Source organism: Streptomyces sp. WY228 (assembly GCF_019287315.1).
GTDB lineage: Bacteria > Actinomycetota > Actinomycetes > Streptomycetales > Streptomycetaceae > Streptomyces > Streptomyces caviscabies.
In genome coordinates, this window is sequence record NZ_CP079114.1 from 4,194,539 (window position 1) to 4,215,343 (window position 20,805).

At 69.3% G+C, this 20,805-nt stretch carries 19 protein-coding genes; 10 read left to right on the forward strand and 9 right to left on the reverse strand.

The annotated features are described in order from the left end of the window. Window positions 1-72: 72 nt before the first annotated feature. Both KV381_RS18280 and KV381_RS18285 read right to left on the reverse strand, forming a co-directional pair. Window positions 73-1,155: an inositol-3-phosphate synthase gene (locus tag KV381_RS18280; protein WP_030077266.1), complete on the reverse strand. Its 1,083-nt coding sequence runs from the start codon at window positions 1,153-1,155 to the stop codon at window positions 73-75. A 59-nt stretch (window positions 1,156-1,214) separates the two neighbouring features. After that, window positions 1,215-1,922 (reverse strand): PadR family transcriptional regulator, encoded by a 708-nt coding sequence (locus tag KV381_RS18285; RefSeq protein ID WP_030077268.1) that lies wholly within the window; start codon window positions 1,920-1,922, stop codon window positions 1,215-1,217. A 400-nt stretch (window positions 1,923-2,322) separates the two neighbouring features. On the opposite strand from KV381_RS18285, the gene KV381_RS18290 reads away from it, so the two are divergent. Then, window positions 2,323-5,079: a transglycosylase domain-containing protein gene (locus tag KV381_RS18290; protein ID WP_218785688.1), complete on the forward strand. Its 2,757-nt coding sequence runs from the start codon at window positions 2,323-2,325 to the stop codon at window positions 5,077-5,079. A gap of 159 nt (window positions 5,080-5,238) precedes the next feature. Then, the gene (locus tag KV381_RS18295; RefSeq protein ID WP_181007981.1) at window positions 5,239-6,753 is read left to right on the forward strand and encodes a glycosyltransferase family 87 protein; all 1,515 of its coding nucleotides are present in this window, start codon (window positions 5,239-5,241) and stop codon (window positions 6,751-6,753) included. 59 nt (window positions 6,754-6,812) lie between these two features. On the opposite strand, the gene KV381_RS18300 is transcribed toward KV381_RS18295, so the two are convergent. The 3 genes from KV381_RS18300 to KV381_RS18310 all read right to left on the reverse strand — a co-directional run bounded on the left by KV381_RS18300 (window position 6,813) and on the right by KV381_RS18310 (window position 9,524). After that, the gene (locus KV381_RS18300) at window positions 6,813-7,844 is read right to left on the reverse strand and encodes an alanine racemase (RefSeq protein ID WP_003967862.1); all 1,032 of its coding nucleotides are present in this window, start codon (window positions 7,842-7,844) and stop codon (window positions 6,813-6,815) included. A 78-nt stretch (window positions 7,845-7,922) separates the two neighbouring features. After that, complete coding sequence (locus tag KV381_RS18305; protein ID WP_030077277.1) at window positions 7,923-9,041, reverse strand: peptidoglycan bridge formation glycyltransferase FemA/FemB family protein; 1,119 nt, start codon at window positions 9,039-9,041, stop codon at window positions 7,923-7,925. Between the two features lie 171 nt (window positions 9,042-9,212). Continuing rightward, a complete protein-coding gene (locus KV381_RS18310) occupies window positions 9,213-9,524 on the reverse strand; it encodes a hypothetical protein (protein ID WP_030077279.1) in 312 nt (103 codons plus the stop codon). Window positions 9,525-9,855: 331 nt separating this feature from the next. Between KV381_RS18310 and rpsF the strand changes: the two genes are divergently transcribed. From rpsF to rplI, 4 genes are all read left to right on the forward strand, one after another. Beyond that, window positions 9,856-10,146, forward strand: coding sequence for a 30S ribosomal protein S6 (rpsF, locus tag KV381_RS18315; protein WP_018957345.1), 291 nt, complete (start codon window positions 9,856-9,858; stop codon window positions 10,144-10,146). Between the two features lie 75 nt (window positions 10,147-10,221). Then, entirely contained in the window at window positions 10,222-10,839 is a 618-nt protein-coding gene (locus KV381_RS18320) for a single-stranded DNA-binding protein (RefSeq protein WP_030077281.1), read from the forward strand. Between the two features lie 43 nt (window positions 10,840-10,882). After that, the gene (rpsR, locus tag KV381_RS18325; protein WP_003967857.1) at window positions 10,883-11,119 is read left to right on the forward strand and encodes a 30S ribosomal protein S18; all 237 of its coding nucleotides are present in this window, start codon (window positions 10,883-10,885) and stop codon (window positions 11,117-11,119) included. 18 nt (window positions 11,120-11,137) lie between these two features. Further along, a complete protein-coding gene (rplI, locus tag KV381_RS18330) occupies window positions 11,138-11,584 on the forward strand; it encodes a 50S ribosomal protein L9 (protein WP_003967856.1) in 447 nt (148 codons plus the stop codon). A gap of 164 nt (window positions 11,585-11,748) precedes the next feature. On the opposite strand, the gene KV381_RS18335 is transcribed toward rplI, so the two are convergent. Then, window positions 11,749-13,086, reverse strand: coding sequence for an MATE family efflux transporter (locus KV381_RS18335; RefSeq protein ID WP_218785690.1), 1,338 nt, complete (start codon window positions 13,084-13,086; stop codon window positions 11,749-11,751). Between the two features lie 458 nt (window positions 13,087-13,544). Between KV381_RS18335 and dnaB the strand changes: the two genes are divergently transcribed. Beyond that, window positions 13,545-15,020, forward strand: coding sequence for a replicative DNA helicase (gene dnaB, locus KV381_RS18340; RefSeq protein WP_026290418.1), 1,476 nt, complete (start codon window positions 13,545-13,547; stop codon window positions 15,018-15,020). 45 nt (window positions 15,021-15,065) lie between these two features. Here the strand turns inward: dnaB and KV381_RS18345 are convergent, their stop codons facing one another. Continuing rightward, complete coding sequence (locus KV381_RS18345) at window positions 15,066-15,785, reverse strand: dienelactone hydrolase family protein (protein ID WP_256995093.1); 720 nt, start codon at window positions 15,783-15,785, stop codon at window positions 15,066-15,068. Window positions 15,786-15,942: 157 nt separating this feature from the next. On the opposite strand from KV381_RS18345, the gene KV381_RS18350 reads away from it, so the two are divergent. Next, window positions 15,943-16,425 carry a MarR family winged helix-turn-helix transcriptional regulator gene (locus KV381_RS18350; RefSeq protein WP_218785692.1) on the forward strand — a complete coding sequence of 161 codons (483 nt, stop codon included), beginning with the start codon at window positions 15,943-15,945 and terminating at the stop codon, window positions 16,423-16,425. Window positions 16,426-16,974: 549 nt separating this feature from the next. After that, a complete protein-coding gene (locus tag KV381_RS18355) occupies window positions 16,975-18,351 on the forward strand; it encodes a serine hydrolase (RefSeq protein WP_218785694.1) in 1,377 nt (458 codons plus the stop codon). Window positions 18,352-18,448: 97 nt separating this feature from the next. Here the strand turns inward: KV381_RS18355 and KV381_RS18360 are convergent, their stop codons facing one another. After that, entirely contained in the window at window positions 18,449-18,901 is a 453-nt protein-coding gene (locus tag KV381_RS18360) for a GNAT family N-acetyltransferase (protein WP_030077292.1), read from the reverse strand. 74 nt (window positions 18,902-18,975) lie between these two features. Further along, window positions 18,976-19,434: a MarR family winged helix-turn-helix transcriptional regulator gene (locus KV381_RS18365; RefSeq protein ID WP_030077294.1), complete on the reverse strand. Its 459-nt coding sequence runs from the start codon at window positions 19,432-19,434 to the stop codon at window positions 18,976-18,978. 139 nt (window positions 19,435-19,573) lie between these two features. Between KV381_RS18365 and KV381_RS18370 the strand changes: the two genes are divergently transcribed. Continuing rightward, complete coding sequence (locus KV381_RS18370) at window positions 19,574-20,785, forward strand: MFS transporter (RefSeq protein WP_218785696.1); 1,212 nt, start codon at window positions 19,574-19,576, stop codon at window positions 20,783-20,785. Window positions 20,786-20,805: the final 20 nt, after the last annotated feature.

Here is a 20,805-nt window from a genome sequence, read left to right on the forward strand (position 1 = left end):
GTGAGCGTCTCCGCTCAGCACTCCGGTGTGGCTGTCAGCGCTTCGGTGAGGCTGTCGGCCGAGACGGCCGGTTCAGCGCTCGGTCTCGCCCTTGATGAACTTCTCGACGTTCTCGCGGGCCTCGTCGTCGAAGTACTGCACGGGCGGGCTCTTCATGAAGTAGCTCGAAGCCGAGAGGATCGGGCCACCGATGCCGCGGTCCTTGGCGATCTTCGCGGCGCGGACGGCGTCGATGATGACACCGGCCGAGTTCGGGGAGTCCCACACCTCGAGCTTGTACTCCAGGTTCAGCGGGACGTCGCCGAACGCGCGGCCCTCGAGGCGCACGTACGCCCACTTGCGGTCGTCCAGCCAGGCCACGTAGTCCGAGGGGCCGATGTGGACGTTGTCCGCACCGAGCTCACGGTCACGGATCTGCGAGGTGACGGCCTGCGTCTTCGAGATCTTCTTGGACTCCAGGCGCTCCCGCTCGAGCATGTTCTTGAAGTCCATGTTGCCGCCGACGTTCAGCTGCATCGTGCGGTCCAGGATGACACCGCGGTCCTCGAAGAGCTTCGCCATCACGCGGTGCGTGATGGTGGCGCCCACCTGGGACTTGATGTCGTCACCGACGATCGGGACGCCGGCCTCGGTGAACTTGTCCGCCCACTCCTTGGTGCCGGCGATGAAGACCGGGAGGGCGTTGACGAACGCGACCTTGGCGTCGATGGCGCACTGGGCGTAGAACTTCGCAGCGACCTCGGAACCGACGGGCAGGTAGCAGACGAGAACGTCGACCTGCTTGTCCTTGAGGACCTGGACGACGTCGACCGGGGCGTCCGCGGACTCCTCGATCGTCTCGCGGTAGTACTTGCCGAGACCGTCGTGGGTGTGGCCGCGCTGGACGGTCACGCCCGTGTTCGGCACGTCCGCGATCTTGATGGTGTTGTTCTCGCTGGCGCCGATGGCGTCCGCGAGGTCGAGGCCGACCTTCTTCGCGTCGACGTCGAAGGCGGCGACGAACTCGACGTCGCTGACGTGGTAATCGCCGAACTGGACGTGCATCAGACCGGGCACCTTGCCGGCCGGATCGGCGTCCTTGTAGTACTCGACGCCCTGCACCAGCGAGGCGGCGCAGTTGCCCACGCCTACGATGGCTACGCGAACCGAACCCATTCCGGTTGCTCCCTGTGTAATCGGTGTTTCCGATGAAGTCGCCGCGGAGTGCGATGACTTCACTTGGCGGTGTCGTCGGACGGATCCGGCGGGGTGTTGTCCCGACGCCGGGGCAGGCCGCCCGTCTCTCCAGGTGTGTCCTGCTGAGCGGAGCCTTCGGGTGAGGATCGTCGCCGATCCCGTCCCGACCGCTCGCTCTCGATGAGCTCGTTCAGCCAGCGCACTTCGCGCTCCACGGACTCCATGCCGTGTCGCTGCAGCTCAAGCGTGTAGTCGTCGAGTCGTTCGCGGGTACGGGCGAGCGAGGCGCGCATCTTCTCCAGGCGCTCCTCCAGCCGGCTGCGCCGGCCTTCCAGCACCCGCATCCGCACATCGCGCTCGGTCTGACCGAAGAAGGCGAAGCGCGCTGCGAAGTGCTCGTCCTCCCAGGAGTCCGGACCGGTGTGCGACAGCAGCTCCTCGAAGTGCTCCTTACCTTCTGCCGTCAACCGGTAGACGATCTTCGCCCGGCGTCCCGTCAGTGAGGAGGAGGAAGCTGCCGCGCGTCCGGTGACCGGCGCGGCGTCCGCCGCGTCACCGGCGGGCTCCTCGATCAACCAGCCGCTGGCGACCAGCGTCTTGAGGCAGGGGTAGAGGGTCCCGTAGCTGAACGCACGGAAGATCCCCAGCGAAGTGTTGAGGCGTTTGCGCAGCTCATAGCCGTGCATCGGCGATTCGCGGAGCAGGCCGAGAACGGCGAACTCGAGGATGCCGGAGCGTCGGCTCACCGGTGCCTCCTCCTTCTCCCGCTGCTTCCGTCGGCACGGTCCACCGGAATCACCGGCGTACTTATGCCGTGCTGATGTATCGACTCGATACATCAGCACGATAGATCGCTCCGACCTGTTCGACAAGGGTGACCTTCGTGAACGGCGTCACATCGACAATTCCCAGGGTTCGACTTGCGTTGTTTGGGGTGAAGTTCGGCCCTAGGCGGGTTTTGACCGTGCGTAGTCTGTGCGGCATGCAGACCACCGGGAACCGCGAGACGCTCTCGCGCGTCAGTCTTCGCGGACTGCCGGATGCGCTGCGGATGAGCCTTCCGCAGTGGCTTGTCCGTAATTCGGGGGGACCGGATCTCAACTGCCGCTTCCAGGCGCTCTCGCCTGCCCGAGGAGTAGTCGTTCCATGAGCGAGCACCGTCGCAAATCGCCTCAGCCACAGGGCGGCGGGCGTGCCGCGGCCAGACGAGCCGCCCAGCAGTCGACCGGACGCCGAGCGGCCCCGTCACGCAGAGCGACTTCGGCATCACCTACCGAATCGCCTTACGAGTCGCACGGCGGTGAGGAGCGCCAGTTTGGCAGTCGGGCCGAGGCCCGCCGAGCCGCCCAGCGTGGCGGCCGACGCCGTGGCGCCGACGCCGGGGGCGCGGGCGGCGGTGGCGGCCGACGGCGCGGTGGCGGCGGAGGTTCGGACGGACCGGGGGGCCGGGGGCGTGACAACGGCGGCCCCGGCAAGAAGCGCTTCATCGACTACCCGCGCCACGGCAAGTACGGGTTCCGCCGCTGGGTGCCCTCGTGGAAGCTGGTGTCGGGGCTCTGTCTGGGGTTCCTCGGTGTGCTGATGGGCGTGGGGGGCGTCTCGTACGCCCTGGTGTCCAAGCCGAACATCAACGAGGCGGCCGAGGCGCAGAACAACGTCTACTACTGGGCCGACGGTACGCAGATGGTCGCGACCGGCGGTGTGGTCAACCGCCAGATCCTCAAGTACGAGCAGATCCCCGAAGCGATGCGCAACGCCGTGATCTCGGCCGAGAACAAGAGCTTCGATTCGGACCGCGGCATCGACCCGATGGGTATCGGGCGCGCGCTGTACAACATGGCCACGGGCGGTGAGACCCAGGGCGGCTCGACCATCACCCAGCAGTACGTCAAGAACTCCATGCTCAGCCAGGACCAGACGCTGAAGCGGAAGTTCCAGGAACTCTTCATCACGCTCAAGGTCGCCGGTGAGGAGAAGAAGGAAGACGTGATGGCCGGCTACCTCAACGTCTCCTACTACGGACGCGGTGCCTCCGGTCTGCAGGCGGCGGCCCGCACCTACTACAACAAGGACGCCAACGAGCTGAACGCGAGCGAGTGCGCTTTCCTGGCCACCTTGCTCAAGGGCGCGAGCTACTACGACCCGGCCGGCGCGATCGACATCGACAAGGCCAACGCGACCCCGCAGAAGAACACCAAGCGGGCCAAGGAACGCTGGGAGTGGATCCTCGACGAGCAGGTCAAGGACGGGCGCATGTCGGCGGAGGACCGCGCCAAGTACACGAAGTTCCCCATGCCTCTGCCGCCGAAGAAGGACGCCAAGCTGGGCGGTCAGACCGGCTACCTGGTGGATCTCGCCAAGAAGTACTTCCTCGCCAACAACAACCAGGGCATCGACGCCAAGAAACTCGAACTGGGCGGCTACGAGATCCACACCACCTTCCAGAAGAAGCGGGTGCAGGAGCTCGAGAAGGCGGTGAACAAGGTCTACAAGGCCAAGATCCGGCCCAAGGAGCGCCCCGAGACGGACACACACGTCGAGTTCGGCGGTGCCTCCGTGGATGCGAAGACCGGCGCCATCATCGCCACGTACGGCGGCCAGGACGCCACCACGCACTTCACGAACAACGCGGACGCCACGGGTGCCCAGGTCGGTTCGACGTGGAAGCCGTTCGTGCTGGCCGCGGCCATGCAGTACGGCGTGCGCGATCCGTCCGGCGGTAGGGAACAGAGCGAGTCCCAGCGCACCCAGGTCTCGCAGGAGAGCATCTACAACGGCGACAACCTGCTGCGGATCAAGGACTACACGGGCAAGATCTGGCTGAATCAGGACAACGAGGAATGGCGTCAGACCAACGACGGCGGCAAGGACTACGGTGAGATCGACCTGCGGACGGCCATGGAGCAGTCCGCCAACTCCCCCTTCGTGCAGCTCGGCATGGACGTCGGGACGGACAAGGTCAAGGACGTCGCCGTCGCCTCCGGTCTGAAGGACGACAGCTTCATGGCCGACGCGACCGTTCCCTCGTTCTCCATCGGTACCTCATCGCCCAGCGCCATCCGCATGGCGGGCTCCTACGCCACCTTCGCCACGAGCGGCCAGCAGAACGACACGTACTCGGTGACCGAGGTGAAGCAGGGGGGCGAGACCGTCTTCAAGCACCAGAAGAGGACCAAGCGCGCCTTCAGCACCGACATCGCCGACAACGTCACGGACGTGCTGAAGAACGTCGTGGAGAACGGGACGGGCACGCCCGCCCAGTTGGAGGGCCGTGACGTCGCGGGCAAGACCGGTACGACGGACGGCAACCGGTCCGCCTGGTTCGTCGGGTACACGCCGCAGATCTCGACCGCCATCAGCATGTTCCGGCTCGACGACGACGAGACGAACAAGGAACGTGAGTTCCTGAAGATGTTCGGCACGGGTGGCGAGCAGAAGATCCACGGAGCCTCGTTCCCGGCCTCCATCTGGCACGACTACATGTCCGACGCGATGAAGGGCAAGAAGTCCATCGCCTTCCCGGAGCCGAAGGACCTGGGCGATGTCGTGTGGGGCGGTGGCGCGGTCAGCCCGAGCCCGACGCCCAGTCCCACGCCTTCGGAGACGGCCTCGGAGGATCCGAGTCCGACCCCGACGCCGACCCAGACCACCCCGAGCCCGACGCCGACGCCGACCAAGTCCTGCGGCTTCTTCGACCCGAACTGCCAGGAGTCCAACGGGGGTCAGAACGCCGGGGCGGACGGCGGAGGCCAGAACGGCGGAGCCGACGGTGGCGGCGACAACACCGGAGCCGACGGTGGCGGCGACACCACCGGAACCACCGACGGCAGTGACAACGGCGGCGCCCAGGGAGCCAACGGCAACCCGGGTGGCACCGGATCGATCTGGGGCACCTCCGGATAGCCGGACCGAGGGCCGGGACCGGCCGAGCACCGTGACGAGGGCCGTCGCACCGTACGGGTGCGGCGGCCCTCGCCGCGTTCCCGGCGGCCCACGGCGTCCGGGCTCTCCCGCCGTGTCCCCCGGGCGGTCCTTGCCCCGGGCACAGCCCCGTACGGCAGGATGTGCGGCATGCCAAGCCCCAGCGCAGAAGACACGAGCGTGCACCAGGAGCGGCCCGTCGTGCGGCCCACCGATCAGGACGAGGTCGCGGCGGCCGGCAGCGAACTGTTCGGCGGCCGGGTGGGGCGCTGGGCGCGGCTCGGAGACGGGCCGCTCACGCCGGTGCGCGTCGTCGCGCTGGTCATGATCGGGATGTTCGCCCTCGGCATGGTGCAGAAGATCCCCTGTTACGAATGGGCCTGGTTCCGCGGGGCCACCTCGCAGTACACGCACGCCTGCTACTCCGACATTCCGCACCTCTTCCTGGGGCGCGGGTTCGCCGACGGGCTGGTGCCGTACTTCGACCGGCTGAGCGGCGACATGCAGTACCTGGAGTACCCCGTGCTGACCGGGGTGTTCATGCAGGTGGCGGCCTGGCTGACGCTGACGCCCGACAGCGACCCCATCCAGCAGCGCGAGCAGATGTACTGGATGGTCAACGCGGGCATGCTGATGATCTGCGCGGTCGTCATCGCCGTGTGCACCGTCCGTACGCACCGCCGCCGCCCCTGGGACGGCCTCCTGGTCGCGCTGGCCCCCGCGTTCGTCCTCACCGCGACCATCAACTGGGACCTGCTGGCCGTCGCCCTGACGGCCGCGGCGATGCTCATGTGGTCCCGGGGCCGGGTGCTGGCGTTCGGCATCCTCATCGGCCTCGCGACGGCCGCCAAGCTCTACCCGGTCCTGCTGCTGGGGCCGCTCCTGGTGCTCTGCTGGCGGGCGGGCCGGTGGCGCGCGTTCGGTACGGCCCTGCTGGGCGCGGGGGCGGCCTGGCTGGTGGTGAACCTGCCGGTGATGATCTTCGCGCCCGAGGGGTGGCGGAAGTTCTACACCTTCAGCCAGGAGCGGCCCATCGACTTCGGCTCGTTCTGGCTGATCATCACCCAGCGCACCGGCAAGCCCATCGACGTGGAGACGGTCAACACCGCGTCGGTCGTCCTGATGGTGGTGTTCTGCGCGGGCATCGCGGGTCTGGCGCTGTCCGCGGCGCGCCGGCCGCGCTTCGCCCAGCTGGCGTTCCTGGTGGTGGCCGCGTTCATCCTGACGAACAAGGTCTACTCGCCGCAGTACGTGCTGTGGCTGATCCCGCTGGCGGTCCTGGCCCGCCCGCGCTGGCGCGACTTCCTCATCTGGCAGGCCTGCGAGGTCATGTACTTCCTCGGGATCTGGTTCTACCTCGCGTACACCAGCGGCGGGGACAAGCACCAGGGGCTGCCGCAGGAGGGCTACCAGGTCGCGATCGCCCTGCACCTGCTGGGCACGCTGTACCTGTGTGCGCTGATCGTCCGGGACATCCTCCAGCCGGAGAAGGACCCGGTGCGCAGGGACGGGTCGGACGATCCGTCGGGCGGAGTCCTCGACGGGGCTCCGGACACGTTCGTGCTGGCGCCCGAGGCCCGGCCGTCCGGGCACACGGCCCCGACGGTCACGGGACCTCAGGTGGAGTGGGGCGCGACGCCCACCCGGGACGGCTGAGCCGGGGCCCGGCGCGGCCGCTCGGGGCCGCGCCCGGGCGGCTTCTCAGGACGGGCGGCTCAGCGGTCGACGAGCCGGTCGTACTGCGTGGTCGTGTGGCGCAGATGGGCGACCAGCTCGTCGCCGACGCGCGGCTCCTGGGCGTCCGAGGGCACGAACAGGATCGACACCTGCATGTGCGGCGGCTCGGCGAACCACCGCTGCTTGCCCGCCCAGACGAACGGCGACAGGTTGCGGTTGACCGTGGCCAGGCCCGCGCGGGCGACGCCCTTCGCCCGCGGCATCACGCCGTGCAGCGCCTTGGGCGCCTCCAGGCCGACCCCGTGGGACGTACCGCCGGCCACGACGACCAGCCAGCCGTCGGACGCGGCCTTCTGCTGGCGGTAGCCGAAGCGGTCGCCCTTGACGACGGGCGTGACGTCCAGGACGGCCCCCCGGTACTCGGTGGCCTCGTGGTCGCCGAGCCAGAGCCGGGTGCCGATACGGGCGCGGAAGCGGGTCTGCGGGAACTGCTGCTGGAGCCGGGCCAGCTCCTCGGCGCGCAGATGGCTGACGAACATGGTGTGCAGCGGCAGTCGGGCCGCGCGCAGCCGGTCCATCCAGCCGATGACCTCCTCGACGGCGTCGGAGCCGTCGGTGCGGTCCAGCGGCAGGTGCAGGGCGAAGCCTTCGAGCCGTACGTCCTCGATCGCCGCGTGCAGCTGCCCGAGCTCCTCCTCCTTGACGCCGTGGCGCTTCATGGAGCTCATGCACTCGATGACGACCCGGGCGCCCACCAGGGCGTGCACCCCGTCGACGGAGGAGACGGACCGGATGACGCGGTCCGGCAGTGGTACGGGCTCCTCACCGCGCCGGAACGGGGTCAGGACGAGCAGGTCGCCGCTGAACCAGTCCTTGATCCGGGCCGCCTCGTAGGTGGTCCCGACGGCGAGGGTGTCGGACCCGAAGCGGATCGTCTCGTCGGCGAGGCGCTCGTGGCCGAAGCCGTAGCCGTTGCCCTTGCAGACGGGTACGAGACCGGGGAACTGGTCGATCACGGACTTCTGGTGCGCCCGCCAGCGCGCGGTGTCGACGTAGAGGGAGAGCGCCATGGCGGCCCGGAACCTTTCTGGTGGCTGCGGTGGATCAGGGAAACGAACGGGTGGTGCGGCGAGAGGTGGTGAAGCCGGTCAGCGGCGCGACATATAGATGTCGAGCGCCTTGTGGAGCAGCTTGTTGAGCGGGAAGTCCCACTCGCCGACGTACTCGACGGCCTCGCCGCCGGTGCCGACCTTGAACTGGATCAGGCCGAAGAGGTGGTCGGTCTCGTCCAGCGAGTCGCTGATCCCGCGCAGGTCGTAGACGGTCGCGCCCATCGCGTAGCTGTCGCGCAGCATGCGCCACTGCATCGCGTTCGACGGCCGGACCTCGCGCCCGATGTTGTCGGAGGCGCCGTAGGAGTACCAGACGTGTCCGCCGACGACGAGCATCGTGGCGGCGGAGAGGTTCACGCCGTTGTGGCGGGCGAAGTAGAGCCGCATCCGGTTGGGGTCCTCGGAGTTGAGGACGGTCCACATGCGCTGGAAGTACGAGAGCGGGCGCGGCCGGAAGTGGTCGCGCACGGCGGTGATCTCGTAGAGCCGCTGCCACTCGGCCAGGTCCTCGTAGCCGCCTTGGACGACCTCGACGCCGGCCTTGTCGGCCTTCTTGATGTTGCGGCGCCACAGCTGGTTGAAGCCCTTGAGGACGTCCTCCAGCGAGCGGTTGGCCAGCGGCACCTGGAAGACGTAGCGGGGCTGTACGTCACCGAATCCGGCGCCGCCGTCCTCGCCCTGCTGCCAGCCCATCTTCCGCAGTCGGTCCGCGACCTCGAAGGCGCGCGGCTCGATGTGCGTGGCCTCGACGTCGCGCAGGCGCTTCACGTCCGGGTCCTGGATGCCGGACTTGATGGCCGCGGAGTCCCAGCGGCGGATGACCACCGGCGGGCCCATCTTCACGGAGAAGGCGCCCTGCTGCTTGAGGTGGGCGAGCATCGGCTGGAGCCAGTCGTCCAGGTTCGGTGCGTACCAGTTGATGACCGGGCCCTCGGGGAGGTAGGCCAGGTAGCGCTTGATCTTGGGCAGCTGGCGGTACAGGACGAGGCCGGCGCCGACGATCTCGCCGTTCTTGTCGAACCAGCCCAGGTTCTCCGAGCGCCATTCGGTCTTCACATCAGCCCACGCCGGGACCTGGCAGTGACTGGCCGAGGGCAGGCTCTGGATGTACGCCAGATGCTGCTCTCGGCTGATGGTCCTCAGGGTCAGGCTCATGCGGGGCGCTCCTCGGCAGGTGTGTCCCCATCGGTCAGGGGCTCCGGCTCTCGCGCCGAAGCCTACTGTGACCGAGGGCCGCCCGGCCTGGCCCCGGGGGGCAGGAACGTACGACGGACCGGCGCGGGCGCCCGGCGCCCGCGCCGGTCCGTGCTCCGGCCGGTGGTCCGGTCAGGTGATCACGCCGCCGAAGAGGCCGCCGTGGGCCATACCGAGGAAGAAGCCGACGGCGGACAGACCGAGTCCGATGACCAGGCCGAACCGCTCGCCGGTCGTCTTGGAGACGTACATCCCGAACCCACCGGTCAGGATGCCGACCAGCCCGGCCCACGAGCTGATCAGGTGCAGGTGGTGGAACATCGCCGTCACGAAGGCGAGAGCGCCCAGCACGAGGGTCACGGCGAGCAGGGTGTCCTGGAGCGGGTGCGGCTTGCCGTCCGTCGCGAAGAGCGAGCCGGTGGCGGGGCGAATGGTCTGTGCCATGGAGTACCTCCTGGCCGGACGGATGGGCGGTGGATCCAGCGCCTCCCGCACCGCGGCGGGTGTAGCGCCTCTCACACCGCATCTGTCTCGATTGTGCCCTCTGAGCTCCTGATTTCAACCGGAAGCCGGTCTACGGGTAGTCTGTACGGTCTGCACCGGTGTCTGCCCAGGCCAGCACGGCGAGCCTCTACCCAAACCCCCACTCCGGGATCGTTCGGGAGCGGATTGTCAGTGCCGGGTGTTTTCCTCGGGAACGCCGTTGCGACACGCATCACGACCCTCCTGCCACGGAACGACCGTGGCCGCTGAGTCCAAAGGAGGTGGGTTCCACATGCGTCACTACGAGGTGATGGTCATCCTCGACCCCGATCTCGAGGAGCGAGCAGTCTCCCCGCTGATCGAGAACTTCCTCTCCGTCGTCCGTGAGGGCGACGGAAAGGTGGAGAAGGTCGACACCTGGGGCCGTCGTCGGCTCGCCTACGAGATCAAGAAGAAGCCCGAGGGCATCTACTCGGTCATCGACCTGCAGGCCGAGCCTGCGGTCGTCAAGGAGCTCGACCGCCAGATGAACCTGAACGAGTCGGTCCTCCGGACCAAGGTCCTCCGTCCCGAGATCCACTGAGCATCTAGCTCAGCGGTTTTCGGGTCCGAGTAGCAGCAAGCAGCCAGAAGCAATCCCCGCCGAGAGGTTCACCCAATGGCAGGCGAGACCGTCATCACGGTCGTCGGCAATCTCGTCGACGACCCCGAGCTGCGCTTCACCCCGTCCGGTGCGGCGGTCGCGAAGTTCCGTGTCGCGTCCACTCCCCGCATCTTCGACCGGCAGACCAATGAGTGGAAGGACGGCGAAGGCCTGTTCCTCACCTGCTCGGTCTGGCGTCAGGCGGCGGAGAACGTCGCGGAGTCGCTCCAGCGAGGCATGCGCGTCGTCGTGCAGGGCCGGCTGAAGCAGCGGTCCTACGAGGACCGTGAGGGCGTCAAGCGCACGGTCTACGAGCTGGACGTCGAGGAAGTCGGCCCCAGCCTCAAGAACGCCACGGCCAAGGTCACCAAGACCACCGGTCGCGGTGGTCAGGGCGGCCAGGGTGGATACGGCGGCGGCCAGCAGGGCGGCGGCAACTGGGGCGGCGGTCCCGGTGGCGGTGGCCAGCAGGGCGGCGGCGGTGCACCCGCCGACGACCCGTGGGCGACCGGCGCGCCGGCCGGCGGCCAGGGCGGCGGGGGACAGCAGGGCGGCGGAGGCGGCTGGGGCGGAAGCTCCGGCGGTTCCGGCGGCTCCTCTGGCGGCGGCTACTCGGACGAGCCTCCCTTCTAGGGCTGCTCGTACCCCCACTTCTTGATCACACAGGAGAAACACCATGGCGAAGCCGCCTGTGCGCAAGCCTAAGAAGAAGGTCTGCGCGTTCTGCAAGGACAAGACCCAGTACGTGGACTACAAGGACACGAACATGCTGCGGAAGTTCATTTCCGACCGTGGCAAGATCCGTGCCCGCCGCGTCACCGGCAACTGCACGCAGCACCAGCGTGACGTCGCCACGGCTGTCAAGAACAGCCGTGAGATGGCGCTGCTGCCCTACACGTCCACCGCGCGATAAGGGAAGGGTGACAAGAGCATGAAGATCATCCTCACCCACGAGGTCTCCGGCCTCGGCACCGCCGGCGACGTCGTCGACGTCAAGGACGGGTACGCCCGTAACTACCTGGTTCCGCGTGGCTTCGCCATTCGCTGGACCAAGGGCGGCGAGAAGGACGTGGCGCAGATCCGCCGCGCCCGCAAGATCCACGAGATCGCGACGATCGAGCAGGCCAACGAGATCAAGGCCAAGCTCGAGGGCGTGAAGGTCCGTCTGGCTGTTCGCTCCGGCGACGCCGGCCGTCTCTTCGGCTCGGTTACCCCGGCCGACGTCGCTGCGGCGATCAAGGCTGCCGGTGGTCCCGACGTCGACAAGCGTCGCGTCGAGCTCGGCTCGCCGATCAAGACGCTCGGCGGACACCAGGTGTCCGTCCGTCTGCACCCCGAGGTTGCGGCGAAGCTCGGCGTCGAGGTCGTTGCTGCCTAAGGGCAGAGCTCAGCTGAGTCAGTGAAGGGCCGCACCCGTTGGGTGGGGCCCTTCACCGTGTTCCGGCGTCCGTGGTGTTTCACGTGAAACACCACGGACGTTTCACGTGAAACGGGCGGCCTGTTTCACGTGAAACAAGCCGCCCACGCCGTGAAGCGTACGGATCAGCGCGTGGCGCCGGTGACGATCCACCGGCCCGATCGCGTGCGCAGCCAGAGCGTGATGAGGCGGACGGCCATCATCAACGTCATCGCCCACCAGAGCGCGGTGAGCCCGCCGCCGAGCGTGGGCACCAGGAGTGCGACGGGAGCAAAGACGGCGAGCGTCACCAGCATCGCCCAGGCGAGATAGCGTCCGTCGCCGGCTCCCATCAGGACGCCGTCCAGGACGAAGACCACTCCGGCGATCGGCTGGGAGACCGCCACGACCAGGAGCGCGGGGAGCAGGGTGTCCTTCACCGAGGGGTCGCTCGTGAAGAGCGGGATGAACAGGGGTCGGGCGAGCACGATGAGGACGCCGAGCACGATGCCGCAGCCGATGCCCCACTCGACCATGCGGCGGCAGGCCTCGCGCGCTCCCTTCTCGTCGTTCGCCCCCAGATAGCGGCCGATGATCGCCTGCCCCGCGATGGCGATGGCGTCGAGCGCGAAGGCGGTCAGGCTCCAGAGGGAGAGGATGATCTGGTGCGCGGCGATGTCGACGTCACCGAGCCGGGCGGCGACGGCGGTGGCGATCATCAGGACGGCGCGCAGGGACAGGGTCCGGACCAGCAGAGGGACGCCGGCCCGTGCGCTGGCCCTGATGCCGGCCGCGTCGGGGCGCAGGGAGGCGCCATGCCTCCGGGCTCCGCGGACCACCACGACGAGGTAGACGGCGGCCATGGCGACCTGGGCGATCACCGTTCCCCACGCGGATCCGGCGATGCCGAGCCCGGCACCGTAGACGAGGGTCACATTGAGGACGGCGTTCGCCGTGAAACCGCCGATGGCGACGTACAGCGGGGTGCGGGTGTTCTGGAGGCCGCGCAGTACGCCGGTGGCGGCGAGCACGACGAGCATGGCCGGGATGCCGAGGATGGAGATCCTCAGGTACGTGATGGCGTACGGGGCCGCGGTGTCGGACGCGCCGAAGACGTCGACGAGCCAGGGGGCCGTCGGTACCGCGAGGGCGACGACGGCGACTCCGAGCAGCAGGGCGAGCCAGATACCGTCCATGCCCTGCCGGATGGCGGCGGGCAGATCGCCCGCCCCGACGCGGCGGGCGACGGCCGCCGTGGTCGCGTAGGCGAGGAAGACGAAGATGCTCACGGCGGTCATCAGAAGGGCCGCGGCGATGCCGAGCCCGGCCAGTTGCGGGGTGCCGAGGTGGCCGACGACGGCGCTGTCGACCATCACGAACAGGGGCTCGGCGACGAGCGCGCCGAAGGCCGGCACGGCAAGGGCGAAGATCTCACGGTCGTGTCGTCGGCGGCCGTTCTTCGAGGTCGCGGGGGCCTTGGTCATGGGGGTCAATCTAATCTTCCACAGGTAAGAGATGCAATTGCTTGTTGGCCCTTACTTCTGCCCGGGCGGGGCCTTCCCTCCCGCGCTGTTTGTGGTGATCTTGGAATGAGGGCGAAAGTTTTTCTCCCCCACAGTCGGTGGACGGAGAAGGCGCAGGTCAGATGGGTTACGCCGAGGTCGCTATGAGTTTGTCCACAGTGCTGTCCCCCGGTCCGTGCACAGGTTCGGCGGGGTTCTCCACAGCATCTGGTCCGTCGTCCACATGCCCTGTGGATAACCAGATTGGCTGACGGTGCGGAGGGGCCTACCGTAGTGCGGCGCCCGCACTCCGTCCCGGCACCGGAATCCACCGAACCAGACGCGCCGGAAGTGGAGTCGGGCGACCTGTTTGTCGGTGCCGTGCCGTAAGAAAGAGTGGCACGGCTAGGTCCGCGATGCGGACGGGAGGAGGCGGCCCGGTGAGCATTCCCGAGCCTTTGGACGACCCCTGGACCGAGACCGGTCCCGGGGACCGTCTGCCTGTCTCCCGCCAGCGTCGCGGGGACCGCAAGGGGCGGGAGGACCGCCACGACCGCGGCTCGGACGAGGCATGGGAAGGCGGTTCCCCCGGGTTCGAGCGGGTGCCGCCGCAGGATCTCGACGCCGAGCAGTCGGTCCTCGGCGGCATGCTGCTGTCCAAGGACGCCATCGCGGACGTCGTGGAGATCATCAAGGGGCACGACTTCTACCGCCCCGCCCACGAGACCGTCTACACGGCGATCCTCGACCTCTACGCCAAGGGCGAGCCGGCCGACCCGATCACCGTCGCCGCCGAGCTGGTCAAGCGCGGGGAGATCACCAAGGTCGGCGGAGCGCCGTATCTGCACACCCTGGTGCAGTCCGTCCCCACCGCGGCCAACGCCTCGTACTACGCGGAGATCGTCCACGAGCGGGCGGTGCTCCGGCGGCTGGTCGAGGCGGGCACGAAGATCACGCAGATGGGATACGCGGCCGACGGGGACGTCGACGAGATCGTCAACTCCGCGCAGGCCGAGATCTACGCGGTCACCGAGCAGCGCACCAGCGAGGACTACCTCCCGCTCGGCGACATCATGGAGGGCGCGCTCGACGAGATCGAGGCGATCGGCTCGCGCAGCGGCGAGATGACCGGTGTGCCGACGGGTTTCACGGACCTCGACGCCCTGACCAACGGCATGCACCCCGGCCAGATGATCGTCATCGCGGCCCGCCCCGCCATGGGCAAGTCCACGCTGGCGCTGGACTTCGCGCGTGCCGCGTCGATCAAGAACAACCTGCCCAGCGTCATCTTCTCCCTCGAAATGGGCCGCAACGAGATCGCGATGCGTCTGCTGTCGGCCGAGGCGCGGGTGGCCCTGCACCACATGCGGTCCGGCACGATGACGGACGAGGACTGGACGCGGCTCGCGCGCCGGATGCCCGAGGTCTCCGCCGCCCCGCTCTACATCGACGACTCCCCCAACCTGTCGATGATGGAGATCCGTGCGAAGTGCCGCCGGCTCAAGCAGCGCAACGACATCAAGCTCGTGATCATCGACTATCTGCAGCTGATGCAGGCCGGTGGCTCGAAGCGGTCCGAGAGCCGTCAGCAGGAGGTCTCGGACATGTCCCGAAACCTGAAGCTGCTGGCCAAGGAGCTGGAGGTGCCGGTGATCGCGCTCTCGCAGCTGAACCGTGGCCCCGAGCAGCGCACGGACAAGAAGCCGATGGTGTCCGACCTGCGTGAGTCCGGCTCCATCGAGCAGGACGCCGACATGGTCATCCTGCTCCACCGCGAGGACGCGTACGAGAAGGAGTCACCGCGTGCGGGCGAGGCCGACATCATCGTCGGCAAGCACCGTAACGGTCCGACGGCCACCATCACCGTGGCCTTCCAGGGGCACTACTCCCGCTTCGTCGACATGGCGCAGACCTGACGGACGCGCCTGCCGCCCGGGCCTGCGCCGGACGCGCCCGGAGCGTCAGCCGTGCGTCAGGGCGCGGGTGAGGAGGGGAAGCAGCCGGTCCCAGTGGCGGCGCAGACCGGCCGGGTCGAAGGCGTCGGTGTCGGACATGGTGAAGCCGTGGACGGTGTCCGGGTAGATCTCGGAGGTGTAGTCGATCCGCGCGGCGTCCAGGGACCGGTTGAGCTCGCCGAGCGCCTCGGGCGTGATGTCCGTGGCGGCGTGGCCGAAGTGGACCTCGGCGGTGAGGCGGCGCAGGCTGTCGGGCCCGTCGGCGGCGACGGGGGCGTGGAACGCGGCGAGGGCGGCGACCTGTCCGGGGCGGGCCGCGGCGGTGCGGGTCGCCAGGAGGCCGCCGATGCAGTAGCCGGTCACCGCGACCGGTCCGGCCGCCACTTCGGGCTGATCCGCGAGGAAGCCGAGGTAGGCGTCGGCGTCGCGCAGGACGCGTTCGGTGGTGTGCGCCTCGATGAGGGGCATCAGCCGGCCGATGAGCGCGGGCCGGTCCTCCTCCCCGATGTGCTCGGGAAGGTCGACGACCGGCGTCGGCCCGTTCCGGTAGAAGAAGTTGGGGACGAGCACGTAGTACCCGTGCCCGGCCAGTTCGCGGGCCATCTCCCGCACGACGGGCCGGATGCCGAAGGCGTCCGCGTACATCAGGACCCCCGGATGCCGCTCGCCCTGGTCGGGACGGGCGGCGAAGGCGTCGGACAGGCCGTCCGCGGTGGGGATCTGCACGGTCTTGGTGGGAATGGCGGATCTTCCTTCCTGGGAGTTCGCAGGGCCGACGTCTGTGCCGCGAACGTTTGTCGGGTTAACGTTAGTGACACCAACGGTTTCGGCGCGAGCGAACGTACAGCTTCGGTCGGCCCTGCGCAAGGAGTGAGCGGACGTCATGGGCGGAGCCGAGAACGTGGGTGTTCCGGAGGACGGCACCGCCCGGACGCCCGAGAGGCTGCGTCGGCGGCCTAGTCGACTGCTGTCGCAGCTGACCGTGCGGTCGGACCGGCTGATCAGCGACGGGCTGGTTCGGGTCGACGCGCGCAAGTGGCACTACGCGGTGCTCGCCTCGCTGGAGGAGTACGGGCCCGGCAGCCAGGCCGAGTTGAGCAAGCGCTCCGGTATCCACCGGAGCGACATGGTCGGCGTGCTCAACGAGCTGGCCGAGCGCGGCCTCGTCGAGCGGGTGCCCGATCCCGAGGACCGCCGCCGCAACGTCATCACGGTCTCCGCCCTCGGCCGCCGACGCCTGAGCCTGCTGGACGAGGCCCTGGACGGTCTGGAGGGCGAACTGCTCGCGCCGCTGAGCCCGTCCGAACGCGACCAGCTCGTCCGGCTGCTCACCCGCCTGCTGGACCACCACACCGGGGCCTTCTGACCTCGCGTCGAGGAGTGCTCGTACTGGCGGCCATGACGACAAGGACTCCGCCCGAGCCGGGACGCCGCGCGGTGCACGTGTCCGGGCGGCGGCTTTCCCTTCTCGACTTCGGTGGCCCGGGCCGTCCGCGGCCGGCACTGCACGGGCACTTCGCGGACGGGCGTACGTTCACGCGTCTCGCCGGTGAACCGGGCGATGCGGTGCGGGTCGTCGCCCTCGACCAGCGGAGATCACTGGGGCGACTGGCCGGCCGGCGCCTGCCCGGCCCTGCTGGCGCGCGGCAGCCGCAGTACGGTCCTGAGCGCCGAGCACGCGAGGAGCATGGCGGCACGGAGTCCGCGTACCCGGCTCGTGGAGCTTCCGGCCGGGCACTCCGTCCATGAGACCGTTCCGGTGGAATTCGCCGGAGCCGTCAGAGGGTTTCTCGGGTCTCTGTGAACGCGCCGGGAGCCCACCGGTGCCGGTCCGCCCGGTGCCCGGAGCGCGGAAGCTCTCGACTCCGGGGAAAAGGGTTCGTCAAGGGGCGGGCCGTCAGGTAGGGGTTGGACCATGACTTCCATCGACGAAGAGCTGCTTCCCACCACCCGGCGTGCCCTGGTGCACCGTATCGCCGTCGCACAGCGGGACGGCCGTGCGCCGTCCGTCGTGGCCGCCGTGCGGCGCCAGGGGCGTACGGCCTGGAGCGGGGCGCGTACGTGCGTCGAGGGGCATGCTCCCGACGCCGACACGCAGTACCGGATCGGGTCGATCACCAAGACGTTCACGGCCGTTCTGGTGCTGCGGCTGCGGGACGAGGGCCTGATCGACCTGGACGACCCCCTGGAGAAGCACCTTCCCGGCACGGGCGCGGGCGGGGCGACCGTCTATCAGCTGCTCGGCCACACCGCGGGGCTGGGCGCCGAGACACCCGCGCCCTGGTGGGAGCGGACGCCCGGCAGTCTGCGGCCCGGGCTCGCCGATGTGCTGGGGGACCGGCCGCAGATGCATCCGGCCGGCCACCGCCATCACTACTCCAACCCCGGTTACACCCTGCTCGGTTCGCTGGTCGAAGCGGTACGCGGGGTCTCCTGGGAGGAGGCGCTGCGCCGCGAGATCCTGGAGCCGCTGGGTATGCGCCGGACGACGGCCGTTCCGGTGGCGCCGCACGCGGGCGGCTGGGCCGTCCACCCCTGGGCCGACGTCATGCTGAGCGAGCCCTCCGAGGACCTCGGGATCATGGCGCCCGCAGGGCAGCTCTGGTCCACCACGGCGGACCTGCTGCGGTTCGCCGCCTTCCTGACCGAGGGCGACGACCGGGTCCTGTCGGCCTCCTCCGTGCGGGAGATGCGGACGCCGGCCGCGCCGGTCGAGACGGGCGGCAGCGGGTACGGTCTCGGGCTCCAGATCGTCGGGGGCGAAGGGCGCGTGCTCTTCGGGCATTCGGGATCGCTTCCCGGGTTCGTCGCCGGCCTCTGGGTCTGCGCGGAGGAGGATGTGGCGGCGGTGGTCCTCGCGAACGCCACCTCCGGGCTGCCCGCCGCGACGGTCGCCGCCGAACTGCTGGGGATCGTCGTCGAGGCCGAGCCGCGGATCCCGGACCCGTGGCGTCCGCTGCCCGAGGTGGACGACGAACTGCTCGCGCTGACCGGGATCTGGCACTGGGGCACCAGCACGTTCACGCTGACGCTCACGGGGGACCGGGGGCTGCGGCTCACGCCGCTGGGCGGCAAGGGGCGGGGTGCGGCCTTCACCTATCGGTCGGACGGCACCTGGACGGGCCAGAACGACTACTACGCGGGGGAGACGCTGCGCGTCGTCCGCCGGGCCGACGGCTCGGTCGACCACCTCGACCTCGGCTCGTTCGTCTTCACCCGGGAGCCCTACGAGTCCGGGGCGGCCGTGCCCGGCGGTGTGGACGCGGAGGGCTGGCGCGGGCTCGGCGGCTGAGCTACCGGCCGAGGAGCGGCCGAGCGGCTTCGGCCGGTGGTGCGTCCCCCGGGAGCGGGTGGGTGTTTCACGTGAAACACCCACCGGCCCACCCTCGTCAGAGCGCCAGCTTGAAGCCCACATGGCTGGCCGTGAAGCCGAGCCGCTCGTAGAAGCGGTGTGCGTCCTCGCGGGTGACATCCGAGGTCAGCTGCACCAACTGGCAGTTCTGGCGGCGGGATTCGTCCACCGCCCACTGGATGAGCTGGGTGCCGAGGCCGCTGCCGCGCTCGTCGCCATGGATACGGACGCCCTCGATGATCGAGCGGGTCGCGCCCCGCCGGGACAGCCCCGGGACGATGGTCAGCTGCAGGGTGCCGACGACCCGGTCCTCGCGAACGGCGACGACGACATGCTGGTTCGGGTCGTCGGCCAGCCGCTGCAGTGCTTCCCGGTACGGGGCGAGGTCGTCCGGGGACTCGCGCTGTGCGCCCAGAGGGTCGTCGGCGAGCATCGCGACCACCGCGGCCAGGTCGTCCGGGGCGACAGGGCGTATTTCGAGATCACTCATGATCGGCATCCTAGGCGGGCGGTCCCGGGCGGCGGCACGTCGATCGGGGGCCGGTCGGAGTCGATCGGCGCCGGTCAGACCGGAACCTTCAGCTCCTCGACCGCCCTGACCAGAGGGGCGAGCTCCGGGTTCTCCGCCGCTTCGTCCAGGGCCGTCCGCAAGGCGCCGTCGTTCGTCGGCCGGGCGGCCTCCAGCAGCGTGAGCCCGGCCTCGGTGACGTCGGTGTAGATGCCTCGGCGGTCGGTGTCGCACAGATAGCGGGTCAGCAGCCCACGGTCCTCGAGCCGGGTGACGAGCCGGGTGGTGGCGCTCTGGCTGAGGACGACGGCGTCGGCGACCTGCTTCATCTGCAGATGCCCGCCGGGGCCGCTGTGCTGCCGGCTCAACACGTCGAGCAGCGAGTACTCGCGTGCGCTCAGCCCGTGGCCGGCCTGGAGGGCCCGCTCGATCCGGGCCTCGATCTTCCCGTGGAGCAGCGAGAGCGCGCACCAGCTCTGGGCGATGGCGGTCAGGGCGGGGTCGGTCGCTGTCATGTCTCTCTCCTCCGGGCGGGAGCTGCGTGACTCCAGGATAGAGGACGTCTGCAATAGCCCGCGCTTGCAATTAATCGGCGTCTGCAATTATTGTGGACGCTCGTAAGGCGCAGACGCAATTTTCAGAGAAGGTGAACCCATGCCGCTCGCGCTCCTCGCTCTCGCCATCGGGGCGTTCGGGATCGGAACGACCGAGTTCGTGATCATGGGGTTGCTCCCCGAGGTCGCCGGTGACTTCCAGGTCTCGATCCCGACCGCAGGCTTCCTGGTGACCGGCTACGCGCTCGGTGTGGTCCTCGGCGCCCCGCTGATGACGCTGCTCGGCACCCGCGTCACCCGTAAACGCATGCTGATGCTCCTCATGGGGCTGTTCATCGTGGGCAACGTGGTGTCCGCACTCGCCCCCGTCTTCGGCGTGATGCTCGCCGGACGGGTGATCGCCTCCCTCGCCCACGGTGCGTTCTTCGGTATCGGCTCGGTGGTCGCGGCCGATCTGGTCGCCCCGCAGAAGAAGGCCGGGGCCATCGCGATGATGTTCACCGGGCTCACCGTCGCCAACGTCGTCGGAGTTCCGCTCGGCACCTATCTCGGACAGACCGCGGGCTGGCGGACCACGTTCCTCGTCGTCGCCGTTCTCGGCGTCGTGGGCCTGCTCGGCGTCGCCAAGCTCGTCCCGGACCAGCCCAAGCCGGAAGGCGTGCGCATCCGCCATGAGCTGGCCGCGTTCCGCAACGTCCAGGTCCTGCTGGCGATGGCCATGACCGTCCTGGGCTTCGGCGGAGTCTTCGCCGCGATCACCTACATCACCCCGATGATGACCGAGGTCGCCGGCTACTCCGCCTCGTCCGTCACCTGGCTGCTGGTCCTCTTCGGCCTCGGCATGGTGGGCGGCAACCTGATCGGCGGCAAGCTCGCCGACCGCCACCTGATGCCCCTGCTGTACGTCTCGCTCGGCGCGCTCGCCGTGGTCCTCGGCCTGTTCACCGTGACCGCCCACGACAAGTTCGCCGCGGCCGTCAGCATCGTCCTGATCGGCGCCCTGGGCTTCGCGACCGTGCCGCCGCTGCAGAAGCGGGTCCTCGATCAGGCGTCGGGTGCGCCGACGCTGGCCTCCGCCGTCAACATCGGGGCCTTCAACCTCGGCAACGCCCTCTCCGCCTGGCTCGGCGGCCTCGTGATCGCGGCCGGTCTCGGCTACACCGCCCCCAACTGGGTCGGCGCCGTGCTCGCCGCGTCCGCGCTGGTCCTGGCCGTGCTCTCCAGCCTGCTGGAGCGCCGGGACACCGGCAGGGGCAGGATCGTCGCCGGGAGCAGCCCCGAACCGGCCGCCGCGGCGGCGGCCCGGCACTGACCCCAGGACACCGCGCAACA

Excerpts from the sequence above, each read along its gene's own strand:
- KV381_RS18310 (WP_030077279.1), bottom strand. The coding sequence starts at position 9,524 with ATGGCACAGACCATTCGCCCCGCCACCGGCTCGCTCTTCGCGACGGAC.
- KV381_RS18305 (WP_030077277.1), bottom strand. The coding sequence starts at position 9,041 with ATGAGCCTGACCCTGAGGACCATCAGCCGAGAGCAGCATCTGGCGTAC.
- KV381_RS18300 (WP_003967862.1), bottom strand. The coding sequence starts at position 7,844 with ATGGCGCTCTCCCTCTACGTCGACACCGCGCGCTGGCGGGCGCACCAG.
- KV381_RS18365 (WP_030077294.1), bottom strand. The coding sequence starts at position 19,434 with ATGACAGCGACCGACCCCGCCCTGACCGCCATCGCCCAGAGCTGGTGC.
- KV381_RS18290 (WP_218785688.1), top strand. The coding sequence starts at position 2,323 with ATGAGCGAGCACCGTCGCAAATCGCCTCAGCCACAGGGCGGCGGGCGT.
- KV381_RS18295 (WP_181007981.1), top strand. The coding sequence starts at position 5,239 with ATGTGCGGCATGCCAAGCCCCAGCGCAGAAGACACGAGCGTGCACCAG.
- KV381_RS18280 (WP_030077266.1), bottom strand. The coding sequence starts at position 1,155 with ATGGGTTCGGTTCGCGTAGCCATCGTAGGCGTGGGCAACTGCGCCGCC.
- KV381_RS18355 (WP_218785694.1), top strand. The coding sequence starts at position 16,975 with ATGACTTCCATCGACGAAGAGCTGCTTCCCACCACCCGGCGTGCCCTG.
- KV381_RS18360 (WP_030077292.1), bottom strand. The coding sequence starts at position 18,901 with ATGAGTGATCTCGAAATACGCCCTGTCGCCCCGGACGACCTGGCCGCG.
- KV381_RS18370 (WP_218785696.1), top strand. The coding sequence starts at position 19,574 with ATGCCGCTCGCGCTCCTCGCTCTCGCCATCGGGGCGTTCGGGATCGGA.
- KV381_RS18320 (WP_030077281.1), top strand. The coding sequence starts at position 10,222 with ATGGCAGGCGAGACCGTCATCACGGTCGTCGGCAATCTCGTCGACGAC.
- KV381_RS18335 (WP_218785690.1), bottom strand. The coding sequence starts at position 13,086 with ATGACCAAGGCCCCCGCGACCTCGAAGAACGGCCGCCGACGACACGAC.
- rpsF (WP_018957345.1), top strand. The coding sequence starts at position 9,856 with ATGCGTCACTACGAGGTGATGGTCATCCTCGACCCCGATCTCGAGGAG.
- KV381_RS18350 (WP_218785692.1), top strand. The coding sequence starts at position 15,943 with ATGGGCGGAGCCGAGAACGTGGGTGTTCCGGAGGACGGCACCGCCCGG.
- rpsR (WP_003967857.1), top strand. The coding sequence starts at position 10,883 with ATGGCGAAGCCGCCTGTGCGCAAGCCTAAGAAGAAGGTCTGCGCGTTC.
- rplI (WP_003967856.1), top strand. The coding sequence starts at position 11,138 with ATGAAGATCATCCTCACCCACGAGGTCTCCGGCCTCGGCACCGCCGGC.